A 21,285-nucleotide genomic window follows, 5' to 3' on the forward strand; every position below is an offset into this window, starting at 1 on the left:
AGTCCCGTCACGGGTGTAGGGTGATGGGACAAATGTCTCATCGCGTAGAAGGAGCTGCTCGTGCGCGTATTCGTCACCGGGGCCAGCGGAGGAATCGGCTCGGCCGTCGTCACGGAACTGGTCGCCGCCGGCCATCAGGTTGTGGGCCTGGCCCGCTCGGAGGCCGCGGCGGCGACCATCGGCGGACTCGGGGGCGAGCCGCTGCGCGGCGACGTCACCGACCTCGACGTGTTGCGGGAGGCGGCCGGCGACGCCGACGGCGTTGCCTACCTGGCGTTCTCGCACGACTTCGCCGGTACCGGAGACGTGATCGGAGACGCGATCGGGGACGAGGCCCGCGCGGTCGCCGCGCTCGGCGACGCGCTCGCCGACACCGGCAAGCCGCTGGTGCTCGCCAGCGGCACCCCCGCGGTGGCCGGTCGCGCCAGCACCGAGGACGACCCGTTCAACACCGAGGGGCCGATGGCCGGGCGTGGCCGCACCGGACAAGCCGTCATCGACCTGGCCGAGCGCGGTGTCAGATCGGCCGTGGTGCGGCTGCCGCGGTCGGTCCATGACGCCGGCGGACGCTACGGCTTCGCCGGCATGCTCATTCAGCTCGCGCGCCGGCGCGGGGTGTCGGCCTTCATCGGCGACGGCGCGCAACGCTGGCCCGCGGTGCACCGCGACGACGCGGCGTCGTTGTTCCGGCTGGCCCTCGAGCAGGCCCCGCCCGGCTCGGTACTGCACGCGGTGGGTGACGAAGGCGACCCGATGCGGGCGATCGCCGAGGTGATCGGCCGCCGGCTCGGGGTGCCCGTCGAATCCGCCCCGGTCGAGGCCTTCGGCCCGCTCGGCGCCATCTTCGCCGCCGACCAGCCCTCGTCCAGCGCGCTGACCCGCCAACGATTCGACTGGAAACCCACGGGCCCAAGCCTTCTCGACGACCTCGAGACCGGCGACTACCCGGACTGAGAGATCAGGAGAAGGTGGTCTGCGCGCAGGTGCTGGGCGAGGTGATGTTGACCCCGGAGTAGACGACCTGGATGTGGGTGCAGGCGATGACGTTGTTGTCGGTCTTGGGTTGCCCCGTCTGCCAATCGGTGGAGTCGATGCGCCCGTTGGTCTGATACTTCTCCGGGGGGCCCTCACCCATGTAGATCGTGGTGATCTCGTCGGAACCCATCGACTTGTGCACCCGCTCGTACTGGCCGTCGGCGTGCGCGTCGAGGTAGGCCAGCCGGTTCGAGGAGCGGATCTCGGTGGTCTGACGGGCCCACAGGCCGGGCGGGAAACCGGTCACCCCGTCGGGCGTCAGCATGTCCGCGCCGGCGGTGAAGTCGCAGTGGCCGTCGGATTTGAAGCAGTTGAGGATCACCCGCGTCTCGAGCTGGTTGGGCCCGTCCAGCGGGAACAGCGTGGTGGCCGTGTTGCTCGCCGCCGCGCACACCCCGGCGGGCAGCAACATCGGCAGCGCCGCGACCACCGCGAATCCCGACACCAGCCGCATCATCGACGCCATCCCTTCCCCGTTGCTGACCCCAAGGATGAACCTAACCCCGCGACTACTCGTCGTAGGTCACTTCTACCGAATCAGATTCGGGGTGGGATTGACAGGCCAGGATCAGGCCCTCGTCGAGGTCCTGCTGCTCGAGAACGTCGTTGACCTCCATGTTCACCTTGCCGCTGCGCAGGGTGCAGGCGCACGCGCCGCAGTGACCCTCGCGGCAGGAGAATGGCGCGTCGAGGCCCTTGGCCAGCAGCACGTCGAGCAACTTGGCGTTGCGCGGCCACGACACCGTGTGGGTCTCGCCGTCGAGCTCCACCACCGCGGTGGCCGGCGGCTGGTCACCCTCGGGGGTGTCCTCGATCTTCACCGCGGCGAACGGATCCGATTCCAGCGACTTGAACACCTCGATATGTATTTGTGGCGCAGGCACTTTCAGCGTCTCCAGCGCCTCCTTGGCGGACTCCATGAACGCGCCCGGGCCGCAGATGTAGACGGGCCGGTCGGTGTAGGGGGCCGCCAGCTTGGCCAGCGCGGCCACGCTGGGCAGGCCCTGCAGCGATTCCAGCCAGTGCACGACGGTGAGCCGGTCGGGGTATTTGGCCGACAGCTCGCGCAGCGCCTCGGCGAAGATCACCGAATCCTCGTCGCGGTTGGCGTAGATCAACGTCACCTGTCCGCCGCCGTCGGCCAGCGCCGACTTGCAGATCGACATGATCGGGGTGATCCCGCTGCCCGCGGCCATCAGCAGGAAGTCGTCGCCGAGCGTCTTCGGCACAAAATTGCCCGACGGGGCCAGCACGTGGATGCGCATGCCCGCCCGCGCGTTGTCGCACAGCCAGTTGGAGGCGTACCCGTCGGCGGTCCGTTTGACCGTGACGGCCAGGGCGTCGTCGGTGAACGGCGAGCTGCACAGCGAATAGCAGCGCGCCACCGACCCGGTGCGCTCGCTGGGGACGCGCAACGTCAGGAACTGGCCCGGCGAGTAACGCAGCCGCTCGGGCGGGATGCCGGGGTCCCCTTCGTCGTCGGGCACCGCGAACACCAGTGACCGCGCATCGTCGGTCTCCGCGATGACCTCGGCGATCTGCAGTTCGAGGACGTGGTCACCGAGTGGCTCGTCGGGTACTTGGTCCAGATCCGCCTCGGTCAAGGCCCGTGCCTTCCTGTCGTTGCAACTAGAACATGTTACAGAAAAGTGGATTCGTATCGCTACCAGCCGCAGGAATACCCTGCTCGACACAAATCGGAACGTGTTCTAGTCTCTGGTGTAAGTCCGCTGTGTAAGTCTGGCCCAGGAGGCAAACTTAAGTGACGTCCATTCAACAGCGTGATGCGCAGTCGGTTCTGGCTGGCATCGATGATCTGCTCCCGCAGATCCGGGAGCGCGCTCAGGCGACGGAGGATCTGCGGCGGCTGCCCGACGAGACCGTTCAGGACCTGCAAGACGTGGGCTTCTTCACGCTGTTGCAGCCCGAGCAGTGGGGCGGCCTGCAGTGCGATCCGACGCTGTTCTACGAGGCGGTCCGGCGGCTGGCCAGCGCCTGCGGCTCCACCGGCTGGGTGAGCTCCATCATCGGCGTGCACAACTGGCACCTGGCGTTGTTCGACCAGCAGGCCCAGGAGGAGGTCTGGGGCGAGGACCCCAAGACCCGGGTTTCCTCTTCGTACGCCCCGATGGGCGCGGGCGTGGTGACCGACGGCGGCTACCTGGTCAACGGCGCATGGAACTGGTCCTCGGGCTGTGACCACGCGACGTGGGCGTTCCTGGGTGGCCCGGTGATCAAGGACGGCCGCCCGGTCGACTTCGGCAGCTTCCTGATCCCGCGCAGCGAGTACCGCATCGACGACGTGTGGCACGTCGTCGGCCTGCGCGGCACCGGCAGCAACACCGTCGTCGTCAAGGACGTCTTCGTGCCGCGGCACCGGTTTTTGTCCTACAAGGCGATGAACGACGGCACCGCCGGGGGGTATGAGACCAACACCGCGCCCGTCTACAAGATGCCTTGGGGCACAATGCATCCCACCACCATCTCGGCGCCGATCGTGGGCATGGCCTACGGCGCCTACGCCGCGCACGTCGAGCACCAGGGCAAGCGGGTGCGCGCGGCGTTCGCCGGCGAGAAGGCCAAGGACGACCCCTTCGCCAAGGTCCGCATCGCCGAGGCGGCCAGCGACATCGACGCGGCGTGGCGCCAGCTGAGCGGCAACGTCGCCGACGAGTACGCGCTGCTGTCGGCCGGCAAGGAGATCCCGTTCGAGCTGCGCGCCCGCGCCCGTCGCGACCAGGTGCGCGCCACCGGCCGGGCCATCGCCTCCATCGACCGGTTGTTCGAGGCGTCCGGCGCCACCGCCCTGGCCAACGACCAACCGGTGCAACGGTTCTGGCGCGACGCCCACGCCGGCCGGGTGCACGCGGCGAACGACCCCGAGCGGGCCTACCAGATCTTCGGGAACAACGAGTTCGGGCTGCCACCCGGCGACACCATGGTCTAGCCATGCGCGCCGACGACGATGCAGAGCGAAGCGATGAGGAGGAGCGGCGCTAAGTGACCGCAACCGAGGAGATCACCTTCGAGTCCACCTCGCGCTTCATCGAGGTCGACGTCGACGGGCCGCTCAAGCTGCACTACCACGAGGCGGGGGTCGGCAACGACCAGACGATCGTGCTGCTGCACGGCGGCGGTCCCGGGGCGGCGAGCTGGACGAACTGGTCGCGCAACATCCCGGTGTTGGCCGAGCGGTTCCACGTGCTCGCCGTCGACCAGCCCGGTTACGGGCATTCGGACAAGCGCGCCGAGCACGGGCAGTTCAACCACTACGCGGCGAGGGCGCTCAAGGGCCTCTTCGACCACCTGGGCCTGGGACGCGTTCCGCTGGTGGGCAATTCGCTGGGCGGCGGCACCGCGGTCCGGTTCGCCCTGGACTACCCCGACCTGGCCGGGCGCCTGGTCCTGATGGGGCCGGGCGGGTTGAGTATCAACCTGTTCGCCCCCGACCCCACCGAGGGCGTCAAGCGGCTGGGCAGGTTCTCGGCCGAGCCCACCCGGGAGAACCTCGAGGCGTTCCTGCGGGTGATGGTCTACGACCAGAAACTGATCACCGACGAATTGATCGGCGAGCGGTTCGCGTTGGCCAGCACGCCGGAATCGTTGACGGCGACGCGGGCGATGGGAATGTCGTTCGCGGGCGCCGATTTCGAGCTCGGCATGATGTGGCGCGAGGTGCACCGCCTGCGCCAGCCCGTGCTGCTGATCTGGGGGCGTGAGGACCGGGTCAACCCGCTGGACGGGTCGCTGGTCGCGCTCAAGACCATCAAGCGTGCGCAGCTGCACGTTTTCGGGCAGTGTGGGCACTGGGCGCAGGTGGAGAAGTTCGACGAGTTCAACAAGCTCACCATCGATTTCCTGGGAGGTGCGTGATGAGCATCCGTTCGCTGGGCTATCTGCGCATCGAGGCCACCGACATGGCGGCCTGGCGTGAGTACGGGTGCAAGGTCCTCGGCATGGTCGAGGGCAGCGGCAACACCGAGGGCGCCCTGTATCTGCGGATGGACGACTTCCCCGCGCGGCTGGTGATCGTGCCCGGCGAGCGCGACCACCTCATGGAGGCCGGCTGGGAGTGCGCGAACGCCGAAGGCCTGCAAGAGATCCGGGACCGCCTCGACGTCGAGGGCGTCCCCTACAAGGAAGCCACCGCCGCGCAACTGGCGGACCGCCGGGTCGTCGAGATGATCCGGTTCTCCGACCCGTCGGGCAATTGCCTGGAGGTCTTCCACGGCGTCGCCCTGGAACACCGCCGGGTGGTCAGCCCCTACGGGCACAAGTTCGTCACCGGTGAGCAGGGCCTGGGGCACGTGGTGTTGTCCACCCGCGACGACGACGAGGCGCTGCACTTCTACCGCGACGTGCTCGGGTTCAAGCTGCGCGACTCGATGCGGATGCCGCCGCAGGTGGTGGGCCGCCCCGCCGACGGGGCGCCCGCCTGGTTGCGATTCTTCGGCTGCAACCCGCGCCATCACAGCCTGGCCTTCCTGCCGCTGCCCACACCGAGCGGCATCGTGCACCTGATGATGGAGGTCGAGGACGTCGACGACGTGGGGCTGTGCCTGGACCGGGCGCTGCGCCGCAAGGTGCCCATGTCGGCCACCATGGGCCGTCACGTCAACGACCTCATGCTGTCGTTCTACATGAAGACACCCGGCGGATTCGACATCGAATTCGGTTGCGAGGGAAGGCAAGTCGAAGACGACGACTGGGTCGCCCGGGAAAGCACCGCGGTCAGCCTGTGGGGCCACGACTTCACGGTCGGCATGCGCGGCTGACCATGTCGGCGCCCATCGATCCGCGGACCTTCCGGCAGGTGCTGGGGCAGTTCTGCACCGGCATCACCATCATCACCACCGTGCACGACGACGTCCCCGTCGGCTTCGCCTGCCAGTCGTTTGCGGCGCTGTCGCTGGACCCGCCGCTGGTGCTGTTCTGCCCGACCAAGGTGTCGCGGTCCTGGAAGGCCATCGAGGCCTCCGGCCGGTTCTGCGTCAACATGCTGACCGAGAACCAGAAGCACGTCTCGGCCCGGTTCGGCTCCAAGGAACCCGACAAGTTCGCCGGCATCGACTGGCACCTTTCCGATCTCGGTTCACCGATCATCGACGGGTCGCTGGCCTACATCGACTGCACCGTGGCCTCCGCGCACGACGGCGGCGACCACTTCGTGGTGTTCGGTGCGGTGCAATCGCTTTCGGAGGCCCCCAAGATCAAGCCGCGGCCGCTGCTGTTCTATCGCGGGGAGTACACCGGCATCGAGCCGGACAAGACGACGCCGGCGCAGTGGCGCGACGACCTGGAAGCCTTCCTCACCACCACCACCCAGGACACCTGGCTGTAGGGGTTCTCACGGGCGTAACGCCACGGCGACTTCGCGGTGCGTTTTTCCGCCGTGGCGTTACGCCCGCGGGACACCCGGGCGCCGTAACGCCCCGCCTGGGGCCCAGAATGGTTTCATGACGCTGGATCTGGGCGCGTACTTCGATCGCATCGACTACCGCGGTGCCGCCGAGCCGAATCTCGAGGTGCTGCAGGATCTGATGACCGCGCACACCGGGTCGATCCCGTTCGAGAACCTCGATCCGCTGATGGGGGTGCCGGTCGACGACCTGAGCCCCGAAGCCCTCACCGACAAGCTGGTGTACCGGCGCCGGGGCGGCTACTGCTACGAGCAGAACGGCCTGATGGGTTACGTGCTGGCCGAGATCGGGTTCCGGGTGCGCCGCCTGGCCGGGCGGGTGGTCTGGATGCAGCCGCCCGACGCGCCGCTGGGAGCCCAGACGCACACGGCGCTGGCTGTGACGTTCCCGGGCTCGCAGGGCTCCTATCTGGTCGACGTCGGTTTCGGTGGCCAGACGCTGACGTCCCCCATCCGCTTCGAGACCGGAAACGCCCAGCAGACAACGCACGAGCCGTACCGGCTCAACGACCGCGGCGACGGCCTGGTGCTGCAAGCCCTGGTCCGCGACGAGTGGAAACCGCTGTACGTGTTGGGCACCCAGACCGTGCCGCAGATCGATCTGCGGGTGGGCAGCTGGTACGTCTCGACGCACCCCGAGTCGCACTTCGTGACCGGGCTGATGGCCGCCCTGACGACCGCCGACGCCCGCTACAACCTGGCCGGCCGCTACCTGAGCGTCCACCGCGCCGACGGCAGCGAGAAGATCCGCCTGGACGACGCGGCGGCGGTCGTCGACGTGCTCGGTGAGCGATTCGGCATCGATGTGGCCGGCATCGGCGAGCGCGGTGCGCTCGAGGCGCGCATCGGGCAGGTGCTGGACGCGTAGGCGCGGCGCGGCTAGCGGGCCGAAAGCCACGGGCCGAGCCGTCGCACCGCTTCCTCGATGTCGGCGGTGGGCCCGGCGAACGACAGCCGGACGAACGAATTGCCGCGGGTGGTATCGAAGTCGATGCCGGGCGCGATGGCGATGCCGGTCTCTTCCAACAGTTTCGAGCAGAACTCCATCGAGTTGTCGGTGAAGTCCGAGACGTCGGCGTACACGTAGAAGGCGCCGTCGGTGGGGGCCAGGCGCTCGACACCGATGCCGCGCAGCCCGTCGAGCAGCAGCGAGCGGTTGGTCGCGTAGTGGTGCAGGTGGCCGTCGGCTTCGGCGGTGGCCTCCGGGGTGAAGGCCGCCACCGCGGCCAGCTGCGAGAGCACGGGCGGGCAGATGGTGAAGTTGCCGGTGAGGCGATCCACCGCGCGGCGTAACTCGGCCGGCACCAGCAGCCAGCCCAGCCGCCAGCCCGTCATCGCGTAGTACTTCGAAAAGCTGTTGACCACCACGGCATTTCGCGATGTCTGCCACGCGCAGCTGGTCTGCGGCGCGCCCTCGTAGACCAGCCCGTGGTACACCTCGTCGCTGATCAGCCGCGCCCCGGAGGCGTCGCACCAGGCGGCGATCGCGGCCAGCTCCTCCGGCGCGATGACCGTTCCGGTGGGGTTGGCGGGGCTCGCCACGATGACGCCCTGCACCGGGGGGTCGAGCTCGGCGAGCATCCGCGCGGTGGGCTGGAAGCGAGTCTGCGGCCCGCAGGGGATCTCCACGACCTCACATCCCAAGGCCGACAAGATGTTTCGGTAGCACGGATAGCCGGGGCTGGCCAGGGCCACCCGGTCGCCGGCGTCGAAGCAGGCCAGGAAGGTCAGCAGGAAGCCGCCCGAGGAGCCCGTGGTGATCACCACGGCGTCGGGTTCGACGTCGAGGCCGTGCTGGCGCCGGTAATCCGCGGCGATCGCGGCACGCAGCTCGGGGGTGCCCAGCGACACCGAGTAGCCCAGCTGGTTGGAATGCACGGCCGCCGCGGCGGCCGCGCGCACCGGCTCGGGCGCCCCGACGCTGGGTTGGCCCGCCGACAGGTTGACCAGATCGCCGTGGCTGCGCTGGCGTTCGGCGGCCGCCAACCAGACATCCATCACGTAGAACGGTGGGATGCCCGCGCGCAGCGAGACACGATCGGTCACGGCGTGTTGAGTACCTCGGATTCCAGCCGGTTAAGCAGCTCCTGCGGCGTGTCCAGCAGGTGCGCGCTGCCGTGGGCGCGTTTGAAGTACAGGTGCATGTCGTGTTCCCACGTGATCGCGATGCCGCCGTGCAACTGGATGCCCTCGGCGGCCACCGTGTTCAGCGCCTCGGTGGCGGCCAGCCGTGCCGCGGCGGCGTTGGTGGGTGAGGGGTCCTCACACGCGTCGGACACGACGGCCTTCGCCGCGGCGACCGTGACATACAGGTCGGCCATCCGATGCTTGAGCGCCTGAAAGCTGCCGATCGGCCGGCCGAATTGCACTCGGTCCTTGGCGTATTCGACGGTCAGCTCCATACAGCGCTGCGCGGCGCCGATCTGCTCGGCGGCCAGCAGGACGGCAGCCTTGTCCGCCAGGCCGGGGTCCGCGCCGATCGCCTCGGCCTCCTGCGGTTGCACCCGGGCCAGGCGCCGGGTCGGGTCCATGGTGGTGACGGCCTGCGCGCTGAAGCGGGTCCACCTGCTCAGCCGGCCGTCCTCGACGGCAACCACGACGTCGGCGATGTCGCCGTTGACCACGTAGTCGGGATCGAGCACCAGCGCGCCGATCGCGGTGCCCTCGGCCAGGCCCTCCAGCGTCGCGGCGTCCGGCTCGGGGGCGCTCAGCAGCGCCAGCTCGGCCAGCGTGGTGCCCAGCAGCGGGGAGGGCACCAGGGCGCGGCCCAGCTCCTGCAAAACCGCTGCGGCGTCGGCCAATTCACCGCCGGCGCCGCCCAGTTCCTCCGGTATCACCAGGGCCGCGGCGCCGACCTGCTCGCACAGCAGCCGCCAGAGCGATTCGTCGTAGCCTCGGTCGGACTCCATGGCGGCGCGCACCGCCGCCGGGCCGGCGTGCTTGGCGACCAGCGCGGCCACCGTCTCGCGGAGCAGCTCGCGTTCTTCAGTCATTGGCGCCGCTCCTTCTCATCGCTAGGCTCTGCATCGTCGCGGCGCGAGTCATGGGTGCCGCTCCTTCTCATCGCTAGGCTCTGCATCGTCGCGGCGCGAGTCACAGCGCCTCCAGCACTCGTCGCCGATGTTCTTCCGGTGTGCCCCAGGAGGATCGCAGCGCCTGCACCCGCAGCAGCAACAGCGACAGGTCGTGTTCCTGGGTGAACCCGATCGCGCCGTGGGTCTGCAGCGCCGACCGCGCGGCCAGCAGGCCCGCGTCGGAGGCCGCCGCCTTGGCCGCGCTCACGTCGCGGGGGTCCAGCGTCAGCGCCGCGCCGTGCACCAGCGGCCGGGCCAGTTCGATGGCGATGTGCACGTCGGCGAGCTTGTGCTTGATCGCCTGATACGAGCCGATCACCCGGCCGAACTGGGTGCGTTGCTTGGCGTAGTCGACGGCGGCGTCGCGCAGCGCCTCGGCGGCGCCGACCAGTTGCGCGGCGGTACCCAGCGCGGCGAACTCGTAGGCGCGCTTGACGTCTGCTTCCCAAGCGGCGCCGGTCGGGGTCACGTCATACAGGTGGCGGCTGGGGTCGACGGACTCGTGCTCTTCCCCCGCGGTGGCTTCGGTGACCCCCTCGTCACCGGCCAGCAGCACCAGGTTCGCCACGTCGGCGTCGACGGCCCGCAGCACCCGCGGCGGCAGTGCGACCGTGGCGATCAGCTCGCCGGCCGCGAGCCCGGCGCACCGCTCGGCGTGATCGTCGGAGTCCAGCAATACCGGTGCCACCGCGATGGATTCGACCACCGGGCCCGGCACGCACCAGCGCCCGAGGCGTTCGAGGGCGACGACCAGGTCGATCGGGTCCGCCCCGATGCCGTCGAATTTCTCCGGCACGGCCAGGGCGGTGACACCCAGATTGGCCAGGTGTTCCCACACCTTGCGGCCCGGCGCGGTGTCGCCCGCCGCCCACGCCCGCACGGCGCTGGGCAGGTCCGCCGAGCCGAGCGCGGCGTCGATGCTGGCCGCGAAGTCTCGCTGCTGTTCGTCTAGCGCAAATCTCACTTCTTGCCCCCGGACTTCTCGCGCGGCAGGCCCAGCAACCGCTCGGAGATGATGTTGCGCTGAATTTCGTTGGTGCCGGCATAGATCGGGCCGCCCAGCGCGAACAGCAGACCTTCGGTCCACGGGCCGGCGAGTTCCCCGTCCGCGGCCAGGATGTCGAGCGCGGTCTGGTGCAGTTCGACGTCGAGGTCGGACCAGAACACCTTGGTCACCGACGATTCGGCGCCCAGCTCACCACCGAGGGCCAGCCTGGTCACCGTGCCGAAGGTCTGCAGCCGGTAGGCCTGCGCCTTGATCCAGCCGTCGGCGACCCGGTCGGCGAACGCGGCCGGTGCGCCGGCCTCCTTCCAAAGCTGCACCAACCGTTCCGCCGTCGCCAGGAAGCGGGCCGGGCTGCGCAGCGACATGCCGCGTTCGTTGCTCGACGTGCTCATCGCCGCCCGCCAGCCCTCGTGCGGGGTGCCGATCACGTCCTCGTCGGGTACGAAGACGTCGTCGAGGAAGATCTCGCCGAATCCGGTGTCGCCGCCCAGTTGGACGATCGGCCGCACCGTCACGCCCTTGGCCTTCAGGTCGAACATGAAGTAGGTCAGCCCGTTGTGGCGCTCGGCGCCGGGGTCGGAGCGGAACAGCCCGAATCCCCGCTCGGCGAACGGCGCACGCGAGCTCCAGATCTTCTGCCCGTTGAGCAGCCAGCCGCCGTCGGTCGCCGTCGCCGTGGAGCGCAGCGACGCCAGGTCGCTGCCCGACTCGGGTTCGGACCACGCCTGCGCCCAGATCTCTTCGCCGCTGGCCATTTTGGGCAGGATCCGGTCGCGCTGCTCCTCGGTGCCGTGCGCGAACAGCGTCGGGGCCAGCATCGAGGTGCCGTTGGCACTGGCCCGGCCGGGCGCCCCGGCACGGAAGTACTCCTCTTCGAACACCACCCAGTGCAGCAGCGGCGCGTCGCGGCCGCCGTAGCGCTTCGGCCAGGTGATCACCGAAAGCCCGGCATCGAACAGCACCCGGTCCCAATGCCGGTGCTGCTCAAAGCCTTCGGCGTTGTCGTATGACTTCGTCGGGATCGACTCGGCATTGGCCGACAAGAATTCCCGGACCTCGGCCTGGAAAGCCAAGGTGTCGTCGTCTAGATCCAGATCCATCAGTCCAGCTCTCGCAGTTGTGGTTTGAGCACCTTGCCGCCGGCGTTGCGCGGCAGCGCGTCGACGAACCGCACCGATCTCGGTGTCTTGAAGTTCGCCAAATGCTCACGGGTGTATGCGATCACAGATTGTTCGTCGAGTTGTGCCCCCGGGCGGGTGACCAGAAACGCCCGGCCGACTTCGCCGAGGCGCTCGTCGGGGACCCCGATCACGGCGACGTCGGCCACACCGTCGAGCCGGGCCAGCACCTGCTCGATCTCGGCGGGGTACACGTTGAATCCCCCACAGATGTACATGTCCTTGAGCCGGTCGGTGATGCGCAGGTTGCCGGCCGCGTCCAGCACACCGATGTCACCGGTGTGCAGCCAACCGTCGGCGTCGATGGCGGCGGCGGTGGCCGCCGGGTCGTCGAGGTAGCCCAGCATCACATTGGGCCCACGCAGCAACACCTCGCCCGATTCGCCGGATTGTGGCGCGTCGATGCGCAATTCGAAGTCGGCGAACGGGCGCCCGCAGGTGGTGGCGACGGTGACCGCGTCGTCGTCGGCGCGGCACATGGTGCCCATGCCGTTGGCCTCGGTGAGGCCGTAAGCCGTCAGCACGATGTCGATGTCGAGTTCGGACTGCATGCGCTCGACCAACACGACCGGCACGGTGGCCGCCCCCGTCACCGCGAAGCGCAGCGAGCTCAGGTCGTAATCGCCACGAGCCGGATGATCGAGCAGGGTCTGGTAAATCGTTGGCGGACCGGGCAATACGGTGATGCGGTGTTGCTCGATCGCCTTCAGCGCGCGCAGCGGATCGAAGGTGAGGTGGGGGATCAGCGTCGCGCCGGTCTGCAGGCACGCCAGGATGCCGGCCTTGTAGCCGAAGTTGTGAAAGAACGGGTTGATGCACAGGTAGCGGTCGTCGGCGGTGATCTTGCCGTTGGCCGCCCACGACGCCGAGGCCGACAGCGACTGCCGGTGCGCGCACAGCACGCCCTTGCTGCGGCCGGTGGTGCCCGACGTGAACAGGATGTCACTGACGTCGTCGGGCGTGACCGCCGCGGCCCGGGCGGCCACCGCGTCGAGATCGGTGCCGCCGGCGATGAATTCGTCCCAGGTGCCAGCCCCCGTTTCCCGGGCATCGATCGGTATCCGCACGATGTGCCGCAGCGCGGGCAGCGCCGCCCGATCCAGGTCGGCGACGCGGTCGTTGCCCAGGAACTCGCCCATGCCGAACAGCACCGGCGCCTCGACGCGGGCCAGGATGTCGCCGGCCTCCGCGGCGGTGTAGCGGGTGTTCAGCGGGACCATCGCGGCGCCGGCGTGGTGGATCGCCAGGCAGGCCACCACCCAATGCCAGGTGTTGGGGGACCAGATCGCCACCCGGTCGCCGGGCTGCACGCCCAGCGCGATCAGCGCCGCCGCCGCCCGGTGCACCTCGTCGCGCAACGCCGCGGCGGTGAACGACCGGTCCTCGGTGACCAACGCGTCGTGATCGGGGAGTTGGCGCGCGAAACGATCCAGCGCCGCGGGCACGGTGCGGGGATCGGTGGTCATCGGCGCTTCTCCTACGGCGGCCTAACAAAGCAAGTGCTTGGTAGGTTAGCCTACAAGGCATGCAGGACGTCGAGGAGTTCCGGGCCGAGGTCCGCTCTTGGCTCGCCGACAATCTGGTCGGTGAATTCGCAGCTCTCAAGGGTCTCGGGGGCCCCGGCCGCGAGCACGAGGCCTTCGAGGAACGCCGGGCCTGGAACCAGCATCTCGCCAAGGCCGGACTGACCTGCCTGGGCTGGCCGGTCGAACACGGCGGCCGCGGCCTGTCCACCGCGCACCGGGTGGCGTTCTACGAGGAGTACGCCCGCGCGGACGCCCCGGACAAGGTCAACCACTTCGGCGAGGAGCTGCTGGGGCCGACGCTGATCGCGTTCGGGACACCCGAGCAGCAGCAGCGTTTCCTGCCCAAGATCCTCGATGTCACCGAGCTGTGGTGCCAGGGCTATTCGGAGCCCGGCGCCGGCAGCGACTTGGCCAACGTGGCGACCACCGCCGAACTCGACGGCGACCACTGGGTGATCAACGGCCAGAAGGTCTGGACGTCGCTGGCGCACTGGGCGCAGTGGTGCTTCGTGGTCGCGCGCACCGAGAAGGGCTCCAAGCGGCACGCGGGGTTGTCGTATCTGCTGGTGCCGCTGGACCAGCCGGGCGTGGAAGTGCGGCCGATCATCCAGCTGACCGGCGACTCGGAATTCAACGAGGTGTTCTTCGACGACGCCCGCACCGAGGCCAACCTGGTGGTCGGCGAGCCCGGTGACGGCTGGCGGGTCGCAATGGGCACGCTGACGTTCGAGCGCGGCGTCTCGACGCTCGGGCAACAAATCCGTTACGCCCGTGAGCTTTCCAACCTCGCCGAGCTCGCCCAGCGGACCGGCGCGGCCGACGACCCGTTCATCCGCGAGCGGCTGACCCGGGCGTGGACGGGCCTGCGGGCCATGCGTTCGTACGCGCTGGCCACCATGGACGTCGAGCAGCCGGGCCAGGACAACGTGTCGAAGCTGTTGTGGGCCAACTGGCATCGCGATCTGGGCGAGCTGGCGATGGACGTCGTCGGCAAGCCGGGCCTGACCCTGGCCGACGGCGAGTTCGACGAGTGGCAGCGGCTGTTCCTGTTCAGCCGCGCCGACACCATCTACGGCGGGTCCAACGAGATCCAGCGCAACATCATCGCCGAGCGGGTGCTCGGCCTACCCCGAGAGGTTAAGGGATGAGTCTGTCCGAAGCTCCCAAAGAGATTGCCGGACATGGACTTCTGCAGGGCAAGGTGGTGGTCGTGACGGCCGCCGCCGGCACCGGGATCGGCGCGGCGACCGCGCGGCGGGCGTTGGCCGAGGGTGCCGACGTGGTGATCTCCGACCACCACGAACGGCGCCTGGGCGAGACGGCCGAGCAGCTCGCCGCGCTGGGGCAGGGCAACGTCGAGCACGTGGTCTGCGACGTGACCTCGACCGCTCAAGTCGACGCCCTCATCGCGTCGACCACCGCCCGGATGGGCCGGATCGACGTGCTGGTCAACAACGCCGGTCTCGGCGGACAGACGCCGGTCGTCGACATGACCGACGAGGAATGGGACCGCGTCCTCAACGTCACGCTGACGTCGGTGCTGCGTGCCACGCGCGCGGCGCTGCGCTACTTCCGCGAGGCACCACACGGCGGCGTCATCGTCAACAACGCCAGCGTCCTGGGCTGGCGGGCACAGCACTCGCAATCGCACTACGCGGCCGCCAAGGCCGGCGTGATGGCCCTGACCCGGTGCAGCGCAATCGAAGCCGCCGAGTATGGGGTACGGATCAACGCGGTGTCGCCGAGCATCGCGCGGCACAAGTTCCTGGAGAAGACGTCGTCGGCCGATCTGCTCGACCGGCTCTCGGCCGGCGAGGCCTTCGGCCGCGCCGCCGAGCCGTGGGAGGTCGCGGCCACCATCGCCTTCCTCGCCAGCGACTACTCCAGCTACCTGACCGGCGAGGTCATCTCGGTATCCAGTCAGCACCCGTGAGAGCCGGCCCGCTGGCCAAGCAAGCGCTTGGTTGATACTCTGGTCGGGTGGACCGAGTGACCGGTCAGGCCAACAGCCGGCGAGACGAGTTGCTGGAGCTTGCCGCGACCATGTTCGCCGAGCGCGGGCTGCGCGCCACCACGGTGCGCGACATCGCCGACAGCGCCGGCATCCTGTCCGGCAGCCTGTACCACCACTTCTCGTCCAAAGAGGAGATGGTCGACGAGCTCTTGCGCAGCTTCCTGGACTGGTTGTTCGCCCGGTACCGCGAGATCGTGGACGGCGAGGCCAACCCGCTGGAGCGGCTCAAGGGGCTGTTCATGGCGTCGTTCGAGGCGATCGAGCACCGGCACGCGCAGGTCGTCATCTACCAGGACGAAGCCCAGCGGCTGTTGTCACAGCCCCGGTTCTCCTACATCGAGGACATGAACCGGCAACAGCGCAAGATGTGGCTCGAGCTGCTCCATCAGGGCGTCGACGAGGGCTACTTCCGTCCCGATCTCGACGTCGACCTTGTCTACCGCTTCATCCGTGACACCACGTGGGTGTCGGTGCGCTGGTATCAGCCCGGCGGTCCGCTCACCGCGCAGCAGGTGGGTCAGCAATACCTCGCCATCGTTCTTGGCGGGATCACCAAAGAAGGAGTCTGAAATGCCAGAGGCCTACGTCATCGACGCCGTGCGTACCGCGGTCGGCAAGCGCGGCGGATCGCTGGCCGGAGTGCATCCGGTCGACCTGGGTGCGCTGGGATGGCGCGGACTGCTCGACCGGGTCGACGTCGACCCCGCCGCCGTCGACGACGTGATCGCCGGCTGCGTCGATGCCATCGGCGCGCAGGCCGGCAACATCGCGCGCCTCTCCTGGCTGGCCGCGGGCTACCCCGAAGAGGTGCCCGGCGTCACCGTCGACCGCCAGTGCGGCTCCAGTCAGCAGGCCATTTCCTTTGGCGCACAGGCGATTCTGTCCGGCACCGCCGACCTCATCGTCGCCGGGGGGGTGCAGAACATGAGCCAGATCCCGATCTCGTCGGCCATGACCGTCGGCGAGCAGTTCGGCTTCACCTCCCCGACCAACGAGTCCAAGCAGTGGCTGCATCGCTACGGCGACCAGGAGATCTCGCAGTTTCGCGGCTCGGAGCTGATCGCCGAGAAGTGGAACCTGTCGCGCGAAGAGATGGAGCGATACGCGCTGACCAGTCACGAGCGCGCGTTCGCGGCGATCCGGGGCGGCCACTTCGACAACGAAATCATCACCGTGGAAACCGAATCCGGGCCGTTCCGGGTCGACGAGGGCCCGCGCGAATCGTCGCTGGAGAAGATGGCCGGCCTCAAGCCTCTGGTCGAGGGCGGCCGGCTGACGGCGGCCATGGCCAGCCAGATCTCCGACGGGGCCAGCGCGGTGCTGCTGGCGTCCGAGCGGGCCGTCAAGGAGCACAACCTGACACCGCGGGCCCGCATCCACCACATCAGCGCACGCGCGGCCGACCCGGTCTTCATGCTGACCGGGCCGATTCCGGCGACCCGCTACGCGCTGGACAAGACCGGGCTGTCGATCGACGACATCGACACGGTCGAGATCAACGAGGCGTTCGCCCCGGTGGTCTTGGCCTGGCTCAAGGAAGTCAAGGCCGACCCGGAGAAGGTCAACCCCAACGGCGGGGCGATCGCGCTCGGGCACCCGCTGGGCGCCACCGGCGCCAAGCTGTTCACCACCATGCTCAACGAGCTCGAGCGCACCGGCGGCCGTTACGGCCTGCAGACGATGTGCGAGGGCGGGGGCACCGCCAACGTCACCATCATCGAGCGGCTCTGACCTTCTTCCTCTGCCCGCCGAGTGTGAATCCTGCGACGCCACAAAGGCGTGTCGCGTCGTAGGATTCACATTCGCGGAGTTGTCGGTGCGGGTGGGCACCATCGGCGGCATGACGGAGCTCTTCCTGGGCAGTGAGGCCCTGGCGGCAAAGGTGTTGCCGGAACGGGCGATGCGCTCCCTCTACGAGCCCGTCCACCCGGGTGTCTACCGCCCCGCCGGCATCGCGCTGACGGCGCGAGAACGCGCGCAGGCGGCATGGCTTTGGTCACGACGCAAGGGCGTCATCGCGGGGAACTCGGCGGCCGCGCTGCTCGGGGCGAAGTGGGTAAGCCCGACGCTCGATGCCGAGTTGATACACGGCAACCGGCACCCACCCGCCGGCATCGTCGTGCACAGCGAGACACTGCTGCCCGGCGAGGTCGTCGAAGTCGACGGCATGCCGGTGACCAGTGTGGCGCGTACGGCTTTCGATGTGGGCCGGTGGGCGTCGTCGCGGTTGTTTGCGGTGCAGCGGCTCGACGCGCTGGCCAACGTCACCGGCGTCAAAGTCAAGGACATCGAAGCCGTGATGGCCGAGCATCGCGGCACGCGCGGTCTGGTTCGACTCAAAGCCGTGCTGCCCCTCATGGACAGCGGGGCGGAGTCTCCACAGGAGACCCGCACCCGGCTGGTGCTGATCGACGCGGGTTTGCCTGTGCCACAGACACAGATCCGAGTCTGCGACGACTACGGCGACTTCGTGGCGCGCATCGACATGGGGTATCGCGAGCTGCGGGTCGGCATCGAGTACGACGGACCGCAGCACTGGACGGATGCCGGGCAGCGTGATCGTGACATCGACCGGTACACCGCATTGGCCGACTTGGGCTGGGCGATCATCCGGGTCAGCAGCGATCTCCTCCGTTACCGCCAGGGCACCTTCGTTGCTCGTGTCGTCGCGGCCATGCGCGCTGCGGGGTGGCGCCCCGTACCGCCGAGTGTGAAGTTTCCGACGGACCGCCGGCGTGTCGCGTCGTGAAATTCACACTCGGCCAAGCTCTTAGCGGGTCGCCAGAACGAGGCCGATGCCACCCAGGGCGAGCAGCCAACTGGTGAAGCTGCCGACGAGGAAGTACTCGGTGACCTCGTCGATGCCGACGTCGCCGTTACCGCCCTTCTGCGCGTTCAACTCCGGGAAGCGGATGATCCCCTTGGCGGCGACGACGGCGCTCGCCGCGGCGACCTGCCCGCCGACACCGAGGCTCAGGATCAGCAGGCGTTCCATCGGTCCCAGCAGTCTGCCGCCCTTGAGCCGGTCCGACGGCTGCGGCTGACCTTCCGGGCGCATCGCGCCCACCGAGGCAAGAACCAAGCGCACCAACTGATTTGCGGTGGCGAACTGGGCCAGGACGACGCCGACGATCATCAGCAGCCGGGTGGGCGTGACGTGGGTGAGCGGCAGGTGCACCCAGGACGACCATCGAGCGATCGCGCCGTTGGTCGGCGACGACCACCCGGACAGCAGCATCAGTAGTGCGAGCGCGGCGCCGAACACCGCCAGGGCCGCGCCTTGCCGGCTACCGCTGTGTTCGCTTCGCGCGCACAGCCATTCCCAGGCCACTACCGCCGCGGCGGCCAGCACCAGCAAGGGGATGTCGCCGGCATGCCAGAGGGCTCCCGCTGCGGCGCACGCCACCACCACGACCGGCCCGATCACGAGCGACGGCCATACCGTGCGGAGCGCTCGCCGACCGAGATCGGCGACTGCGAGCGCCGTGAGGAATACCGCGACGGCGCTCACGGCAGACTCCGAAGATAGTGGCTGGCAAGGACAATAAGATCCAAACCATCGCGGCTCGCGCGCTGAGACACCGCGGATGGACTGATGCCCTCGTCCGCGGCGAGCTCCTTTTTGGTTCGGCCCGTCATCAAGCCCCTCACGATCCGCAACGATCTTTCATCGAGCGATCCAAGCAGATGGTCCCGACAAATCAGCGCCGCGTTGACCGCCGCGGCGTCGGTGCGTGTGTCACCGTCCGCCCGGAACGTCGTGCGTACCAACGCGAAGCCGGGTTGCCGCTGGGCCTCTGCGGTCTGCTGGATGGCCGCCCGTGCGCTCCACCAACCGGGCCCGTCCTGAATTCCCGCGTCGGCATCGAGGATGGTGACCGCGCCCCATCCGATGCCGAAACGGACGTCGGTGTCCGGGGCGAGCAGCAGGCGGACGGTCAATGCCGCCTCGATGGCGGCCCCGACGGTGGGGTAGCTGCCCTGGAACTCGTCGCCGACGGTGAAGGCGGGCGGGTCGATCGCGCCGTCGCCCACTTCCCGCAGAGCCGCGGACAGGGCGCGGTGCAACCCGGAGCGATCGGCGGCGCGCCGGGAACCGACGACATCACCGATCAGCGTCGCGCGAGATGAAGGCTGTGGCTTCATCCGACCCATTTGAAGAGTATAGCTTAATTACATCCAAATTCAGCAAATAGCTTCACAAGCGGCGCGTGGCTACTCGTGCACCAGGGCGGATGCCGCCCGCAGGTGCTCGATGGCGTCCCGCACGATCGAATCGATCAGCTCGGCGCACGACGGCAGATCCTCGAGGATGCCGGCCACCTGCCCGGAGGCCAGCACCCCGGCCTCCGTATTGCCGTCCACCAGACCGGCTTTCAACAGCATCGGGGTGTTGGCCGCCATGACGACCTGCGACCAGGTCAGCTCCTTGCCGTGCCGCATCGCCAGGCCGTCGCTGATCATCGACCGCCACGTCATCCGTGACATGTGCTTGAACTTGGCGGCGTTGCGCACCGCGGCGGTCAGACCCCGCACCGGCGAACCGTTTTCCAGCTTCTCGACCAGGCCGGTGCGCAGGACCCGGTGCGGCATGCCGTCGACGCGGGTGGTGACGACGGTGCCGTCCAGCGCCGCCTCCAGATAGCGCCGCTTGACCGCATCGGGCACGGTCGAATCCGAGGTCAGCAGGAAACGCGTGCCCATCGCGACGCCGGCGGCGCCGTAGCTCAGGGCGGCCGCCAACCCGCGCCCGTCGAAGAATCCGCCCGCGGCGATGACGGGAATGCCGGTGCCCCGCACGGCGTCCAGCACCGAGGGCAGCAGCAGCGTGGTGGCGACCGGACCGGTGTGCCCGCCACCCTCGCCGCCCTGCACGATCATCGCGTCCGCACCCCACCCGGCGACCTTGCGGGCGTGCTTGGCCGCACCGATCGACGGAATCACCACCGCGCCGGCCTCTTTGAGCCGGGCGATGAGCTCCTGCTTGGGCGCCAGGGCAAAGGACGCCACCTTGACGCCTTCGCGGATCATCAGATCGACCCGGTCGCCGGCATCGGCCGCGTCGGCGCGGATGTTCACGCCGAACGGCTTGTCCGTGGCGGCCTTGACCTTGGCGATGGCCGTCGCCAATTCGTCCAGCGTCATGGTGGCCGACGCCAAAATGCCCAGCCCGCCCGCGTTCGCGGTGGCCGACACCAGGCGCGCCCCGGCCACCCAGCCCATCCCGGTTTGCACCACCGGGTGCTCGACACCGACCAGCTCGGTCAGCGGCGTGCGCAACCTGGTCATCAGCGTATCTCTCGGTCGCGCAACGACTTCGGATCGATCGTTTCGCGGATGAGGCGCAGTTCGTCCTCGGTGGGCAGCCGGGTCTCCTCGGCGTCCTCGAGCCCATGGATCTCGAACGAGGTGGCCTCGCGCACCTCGTCCGGCGAGACCCCGGGGTGCAGGCTCAGCGCCCGCATGGTCCGGTCGGGGCCGCCGAAGTCGAAGACGCCGAGGTTCGACACGACCCGGTAGGTGTTGGCGAACCGAAACGCCGGATTGTCGGCATCGACGTTGTCCCAGCCGATCCCGCAGACCACGTCCACCTTCTCGCTGAACACCCGCTTGGAGTGGTTGCCCACCCAATAGCTGGTGGCGTGGTTGATGGCGTTGCCCGGGGCGCCGCGCACGCCGAACATCTGACGCTTGGGTTGCTGCAACGGGCCGAACGCCGAGATGTTCTGATTGCCGAACCGGTCAACCTGATTGGCGCCCATCACCACGTGGCGACGCCCCCAGGCCAGCGTCTCGAACACCCGTCCGAACGGCATCCAGCCCTCGACGGCACCGGTCGCGCCGAGCGCCGGGGTGTCGGCCAGCAGTTGGGCCTCGCCGTCGGTCAGCAAGATGTCGGGGGAGAAGGTCAAGCGGGCCAGCCGCGCCCCGACGGAGGCCATGTTGGTCATCGGGCTGACCATGATCTCGCCTGCGTCCCTGAACAATTCGGCACACGCGACTGCGCACACTTCGGCGCGGGTGCTGCTCACT

Annotated in this window: 22 protein-coding genes; 11 read left to right on the forward strand and 11 right to left on the reverse strand. The window is 68.8% G+C overall.

The window, feature by feature from the left end; genetic code table 11:
* The first annotated feature begins 60 nt into the window (after positions 1-60).
* Positions 61-954, forward strand: coding sequence for an SDR family oxidoreductase (locus tag W7U_RS23890; RefSeq protein ID WP_008263568.1), 894 nt, complete (start codon positions 61-63; stop codon positions 952-954).
* A 4-nt stretch (positions 955-958) separates the two neighbouring features.
* Here the strand turns inward: W7U_RS23890 and W7U_RS23895 are convergent, their stop codons facing one another.
* Together W7U_RS23895 and W7U_RS23900 are read right to left on the reverse strand one after the other, a co-directional pair.
* Positions 959-1,492: a hypothetical protein gene (locus W7U_RS23895; RefSeq protein WP_008263570.1), complete on the reverse strand. Its 534-nt coding sequence runs from the start codon at positions 1,490-1,492 to the stop codon at positions 959-961.
* A gap of 52 nt (positions 1,493-1,544) precedes the next feature.
* Positions 1,545-2,639: a ferredoxin--NADP reductase gene (locus tag W7U_RS23900; RefSeq protein ID WP_008263571.1), complete on the reverse strand. Its 1,095-nt coding sequence runs from the start codon at positions 2,637-2,639 to the stop codon at positions 1,545-1,547.
* 158 nt (positions 2,640-2,797) lie between these two features.
* On the opposite strand from W7U_RS23900, the gene hsaA reads away from it, so the two are divergent.
* The 5 genes from hsaA to W7U_RS23925 all read left to right on the forward strand — a co-directional run bounded on the left by hsaA (position 2,798) and on the right by W7U_RS23925 (position 7,322).
* Positions 2,798-3,982 (forward strand): 3-hydroxy-9,10-secoandrosta-1,3,5(10)-triene-9,17-dione monooxygenase oxygenase subunit, encoded by a 1,185-nt coding sequence (gene hsaA, locus W7U_RS23905; protein ID WP_008263572.1) that lies wholly within the window; start codon positions 2,798-2,800, stop codon positions 3,980-3,982.
* A gap of 53 nt (positions 3,983-4,035) precedes the next feature.
* The gene (gene hsaD / locus W7U_RS23910) at positions 4,036-4,908 is read left to right on the forward strand and encodes a 4,5:9,10-diseco-3-hydroxy-5,9,17-trioxoandrosta-1(10),2-diene-4-oate hydrolase (protein ID WP_008263573.1); all 873 of its coding nucleotides are present in this window, start codon (positions 4,036-4,038) and stop codon (positions 4,906-4,908) included.
* Positions 4,908-5,810: an iron-dependent extradiol dioxygenase HsaC gene (gene hsaC, locus W7U_RS23915; RefSeq protein WP_008263574.1), complete on the forward strand. Its 903-nt coding sequence runs from the start codon at positions 4,908-4,910 to the stop codon at positions 5,808-5,810. Before hsaD ends, hsaC begins: the two co-directional genes overlap by 1 nt.
* A gap of 2 nt (positions 5,811-5,812) precedes the next feature.
* Positions 5,813-6,376: a 3-hydroxy-9,10-secoandrosta-1,3,5(10)-triene-9,17-dione monooxygenase reductase subunit gene (gene hsaB / locus W7U_RS23920; protein ID WP_008263575.1), complete on the forward strand. Its 564-nt coding sequence runs from the start codon at positions 5,813-5,815 to the stop codon at positions 6,374-6,376.
* Positions 6,377-6,491: 115 nt separating this feature from the next.
* Entirely contained in the window at positions 6,492-7,322 is an 831-nt protein-coding gene (locus W7U_RS23925; protein WP_008263577.1) for an arylamine N-acetyltransferase, read from the forward strand.
* 11 nt (positions 7,323-7,333) lie between these two features.
* Here the strand turns inward: W7U_RS23925 and W7U_RS23930 are convergent, their stop codons facing one another.
* The 5 genes from W7U_RS23930 to fadD3 form a co-directional block, all read right to left on the reverse strand.
* Positions 7,334-8,500, reverse strand: a complete 1,167-nt coding sequence (locus W7U_RS23930; RefSeq protein WP_008263579.1) for a pyridoxal phosphate-dependent aminotransferase — start codon at positions 8,498-8,500, stop codon at positions 7,334-7,336.
* Positions 8,497-9,447, reverse strand: a complete 951-nt coding sequence (locus W7U_RS23935; protein ID WP_008263602.1) for an acyl-CoA dehydrogenase family protein — start codon at positions 9,445-9,447, stop codon at positions 8,497-8,499. Before W7U_RS23935 ends, W7U_RS23930 begins: the two co-directional genes overlap by 4 nt.
* Before the next feature lie 100 nt (positions 9,448-9,547).
* Positions 9,548-10,492 carry an acyl-CoA dehydrogenase family protein gene (locus W7U_RS23940; protein WP_008263610.1) on the reverse strand — a complete coding sequence of 315 codons (945 nt, stop codon included), beginning with the start codon at positions 10,490-10,492 and terminating at the stop codon, positions 9,548-9,550.
* The gene (locus tag W7U_RS23945) at positions 10,489-11,634 is read right to left on the reverse strand and encodes an acyl-CoA dehydrogenase family protein (protein WP_008263612.1); all 1,146 of its coding nucleotides are present in this window, start codon (positions 11,632-11,634) and stop codon (positions 10,489-10,491) included. Before W7U_RS23945 ends, W7U_RS23940 begins: the two co-directional genes overlap by 4 nt.
* The gene (fadD3, locus tag W7U_RS23950; protein ID WP_008263614.1) at positions 11,634-13,178 is read right to left on the reverse strand and encodes a 3-((3aS,4S,7aS)-7a-methyl-1,5-dioxo-octahydro-1H-inden-4-yl)propanoate--CoA ligase FadD3; all 1,545 of its coding nucleotides are present in this window, start codon (positions 13,176-13,178) and stop codon (positions 11,634-11,636) included. The genes W7U_RS23945 and fadD3 overlap by 1 nt, the downstream gene beginning before the upstream one ends.
* A 59-nt stretch (positions 13,179-13,237) precedes the next feature.
* Between fadD3 and ipdE1 the strand changes: the two genes are divergently transcribed.
* From ipdE1 to W7U_RS23975, 5 genes are all read left to right on the forward strand, one after another.
* On the forward strand, positions 13,238-14,386 hold the full coding sequence (gene ipdE1, locus W7U_RS23955) for an acyl-CoA dehydrogenase IpdE1 (protein WP_008263616.1): 1,149 nt from the start codon (positions 13,238-13,240) through the stop codon (positions 14,384-14,386).
* Entirely contained in the window at positions 14,383-15,171 is a 789-nt protein-coding gene (gene ipdF / locus W7U_RS23960) for a (5R,7aS)-5-hydroxy-7a-methyl-1-oxo-2,3,5,6,7,7a-hexahydro-1H-indene-carboxyl-CoA reductase (RefSeq protein WP_008263618.1), read from the forward strand. Before ipdE1 ends, ipdF begins: the two co-directional genes overlap by 4 nt.
* Before the next feature lie 47 nt (positions 15,172-15,218).
* A complete protein-coding gene (gene kstR2, locus W7U_RS23965; protein WP_008263620.1) occupies positions 15,219-15,821 on the forward strand; it encodes a TetR family transcriptional regulator KstR2 in 603 nt (200 codons plus the stop codon).
* A 1-nt stretch (position 15,822) separates the two neighbouring features.
* Entirely contained in the window at positions 15,823-16,983 is a 1,161-nt protein-coding gene (gene fadA6, locus W7U_RS23970; protein ID WP_008263622.1) for a steroid 3-ketoacyl-CoA thiolase FadA6, read from the forward strand.
* A gap of 109 nt (positions 16,984-17,092) precedes the next feature.
* Positions 17,093-18,001: a DUF559 domain-containing protein gene (locus W7U_RS23975; protein ID WP_050989406.1), complete on the forward strand. Its 909-nt coding sequence runs from the start codon at positions 17,093-17,095 to the stop codon at positions 17,999-18,001.
* 21 nt (positions 18,002-18,022) lie between these two features.
* On the opposite strand, the gene W7U_RS23980 is transcribed toward W7U_RS23975, so the two are convergent.
* Genes W7U_RS23980 through ipdB form a run of 4 tightly spaced genes read right to left on the reverse strand, consistent with a single transcriptional unit; the run spans position 18,023 to position 21,284 of the window.
* Complete coding sequence (locus W7U_RS23980) at positions 18,023-18,763, reverse strand: hypothetical protein (RefSeq protein ID WP_008263627.1); 741 nt, start codon at positions 18,761-18,763, stop codon at positions 18,023-18,025.
* Positions 18,760-19,407 (reverse strand): SatD family protein, encoded by a 648-nt coding sequence (locus W7U_RS23985; RefSeq protein ID WP_008263628.1) that lies wholly within the window; start codon positions 19,405-19,407, stop codon positions 18,760-18,762. The genes W7U_RS23980 and W7U_RS23985 overlap by 4 nt, the downstream gene beginning before the upstream one ends.
* A 60-nt stretch (positions 19,408-19,467) precedes the next feature.
* Positions 19,468-20,541: a (3aS,4S,5R,7aS)-5-hydroxy-7a-methyl-1-oxo-octahydro-1H-indene-4-carboxyl-CoA dehydrogenase gene (ipdC, locus tag W7U_RS23990; protein WP_008263630.1), complete on the reverse strand. Its 1,074-nt coding sequence runs from the start codon at positions 20,539-20,541 to the stop codon at positions 19,468-19,470.
* A complete protein-coding gene (gene ipdB, locus W7U_RS23995) occupies positions 20,541-21,284 on the reverse strand; it encodes a cholesterol ring-cleaving hydrolase subunit IpdB (RefSeq protein ID WP_008263635.1) in 744 nt (247 codons plus the stop codon). Before ipdB ends, ipdC begins: the two co-directional genes overlap by 1 nt.
* Position 21,285: the final 1 nt, after the last annotated feature.

It is taken from the genome of Mycobacterium sp. H4Y, from assembly GCF_000364405.1.
Lineage (GTDB): Bacteria > Actinomycetota > Actinomycetes > Mycobacteriales > Mycobacteriaceae > Mycobacterium > Mycobacterium intracellulare.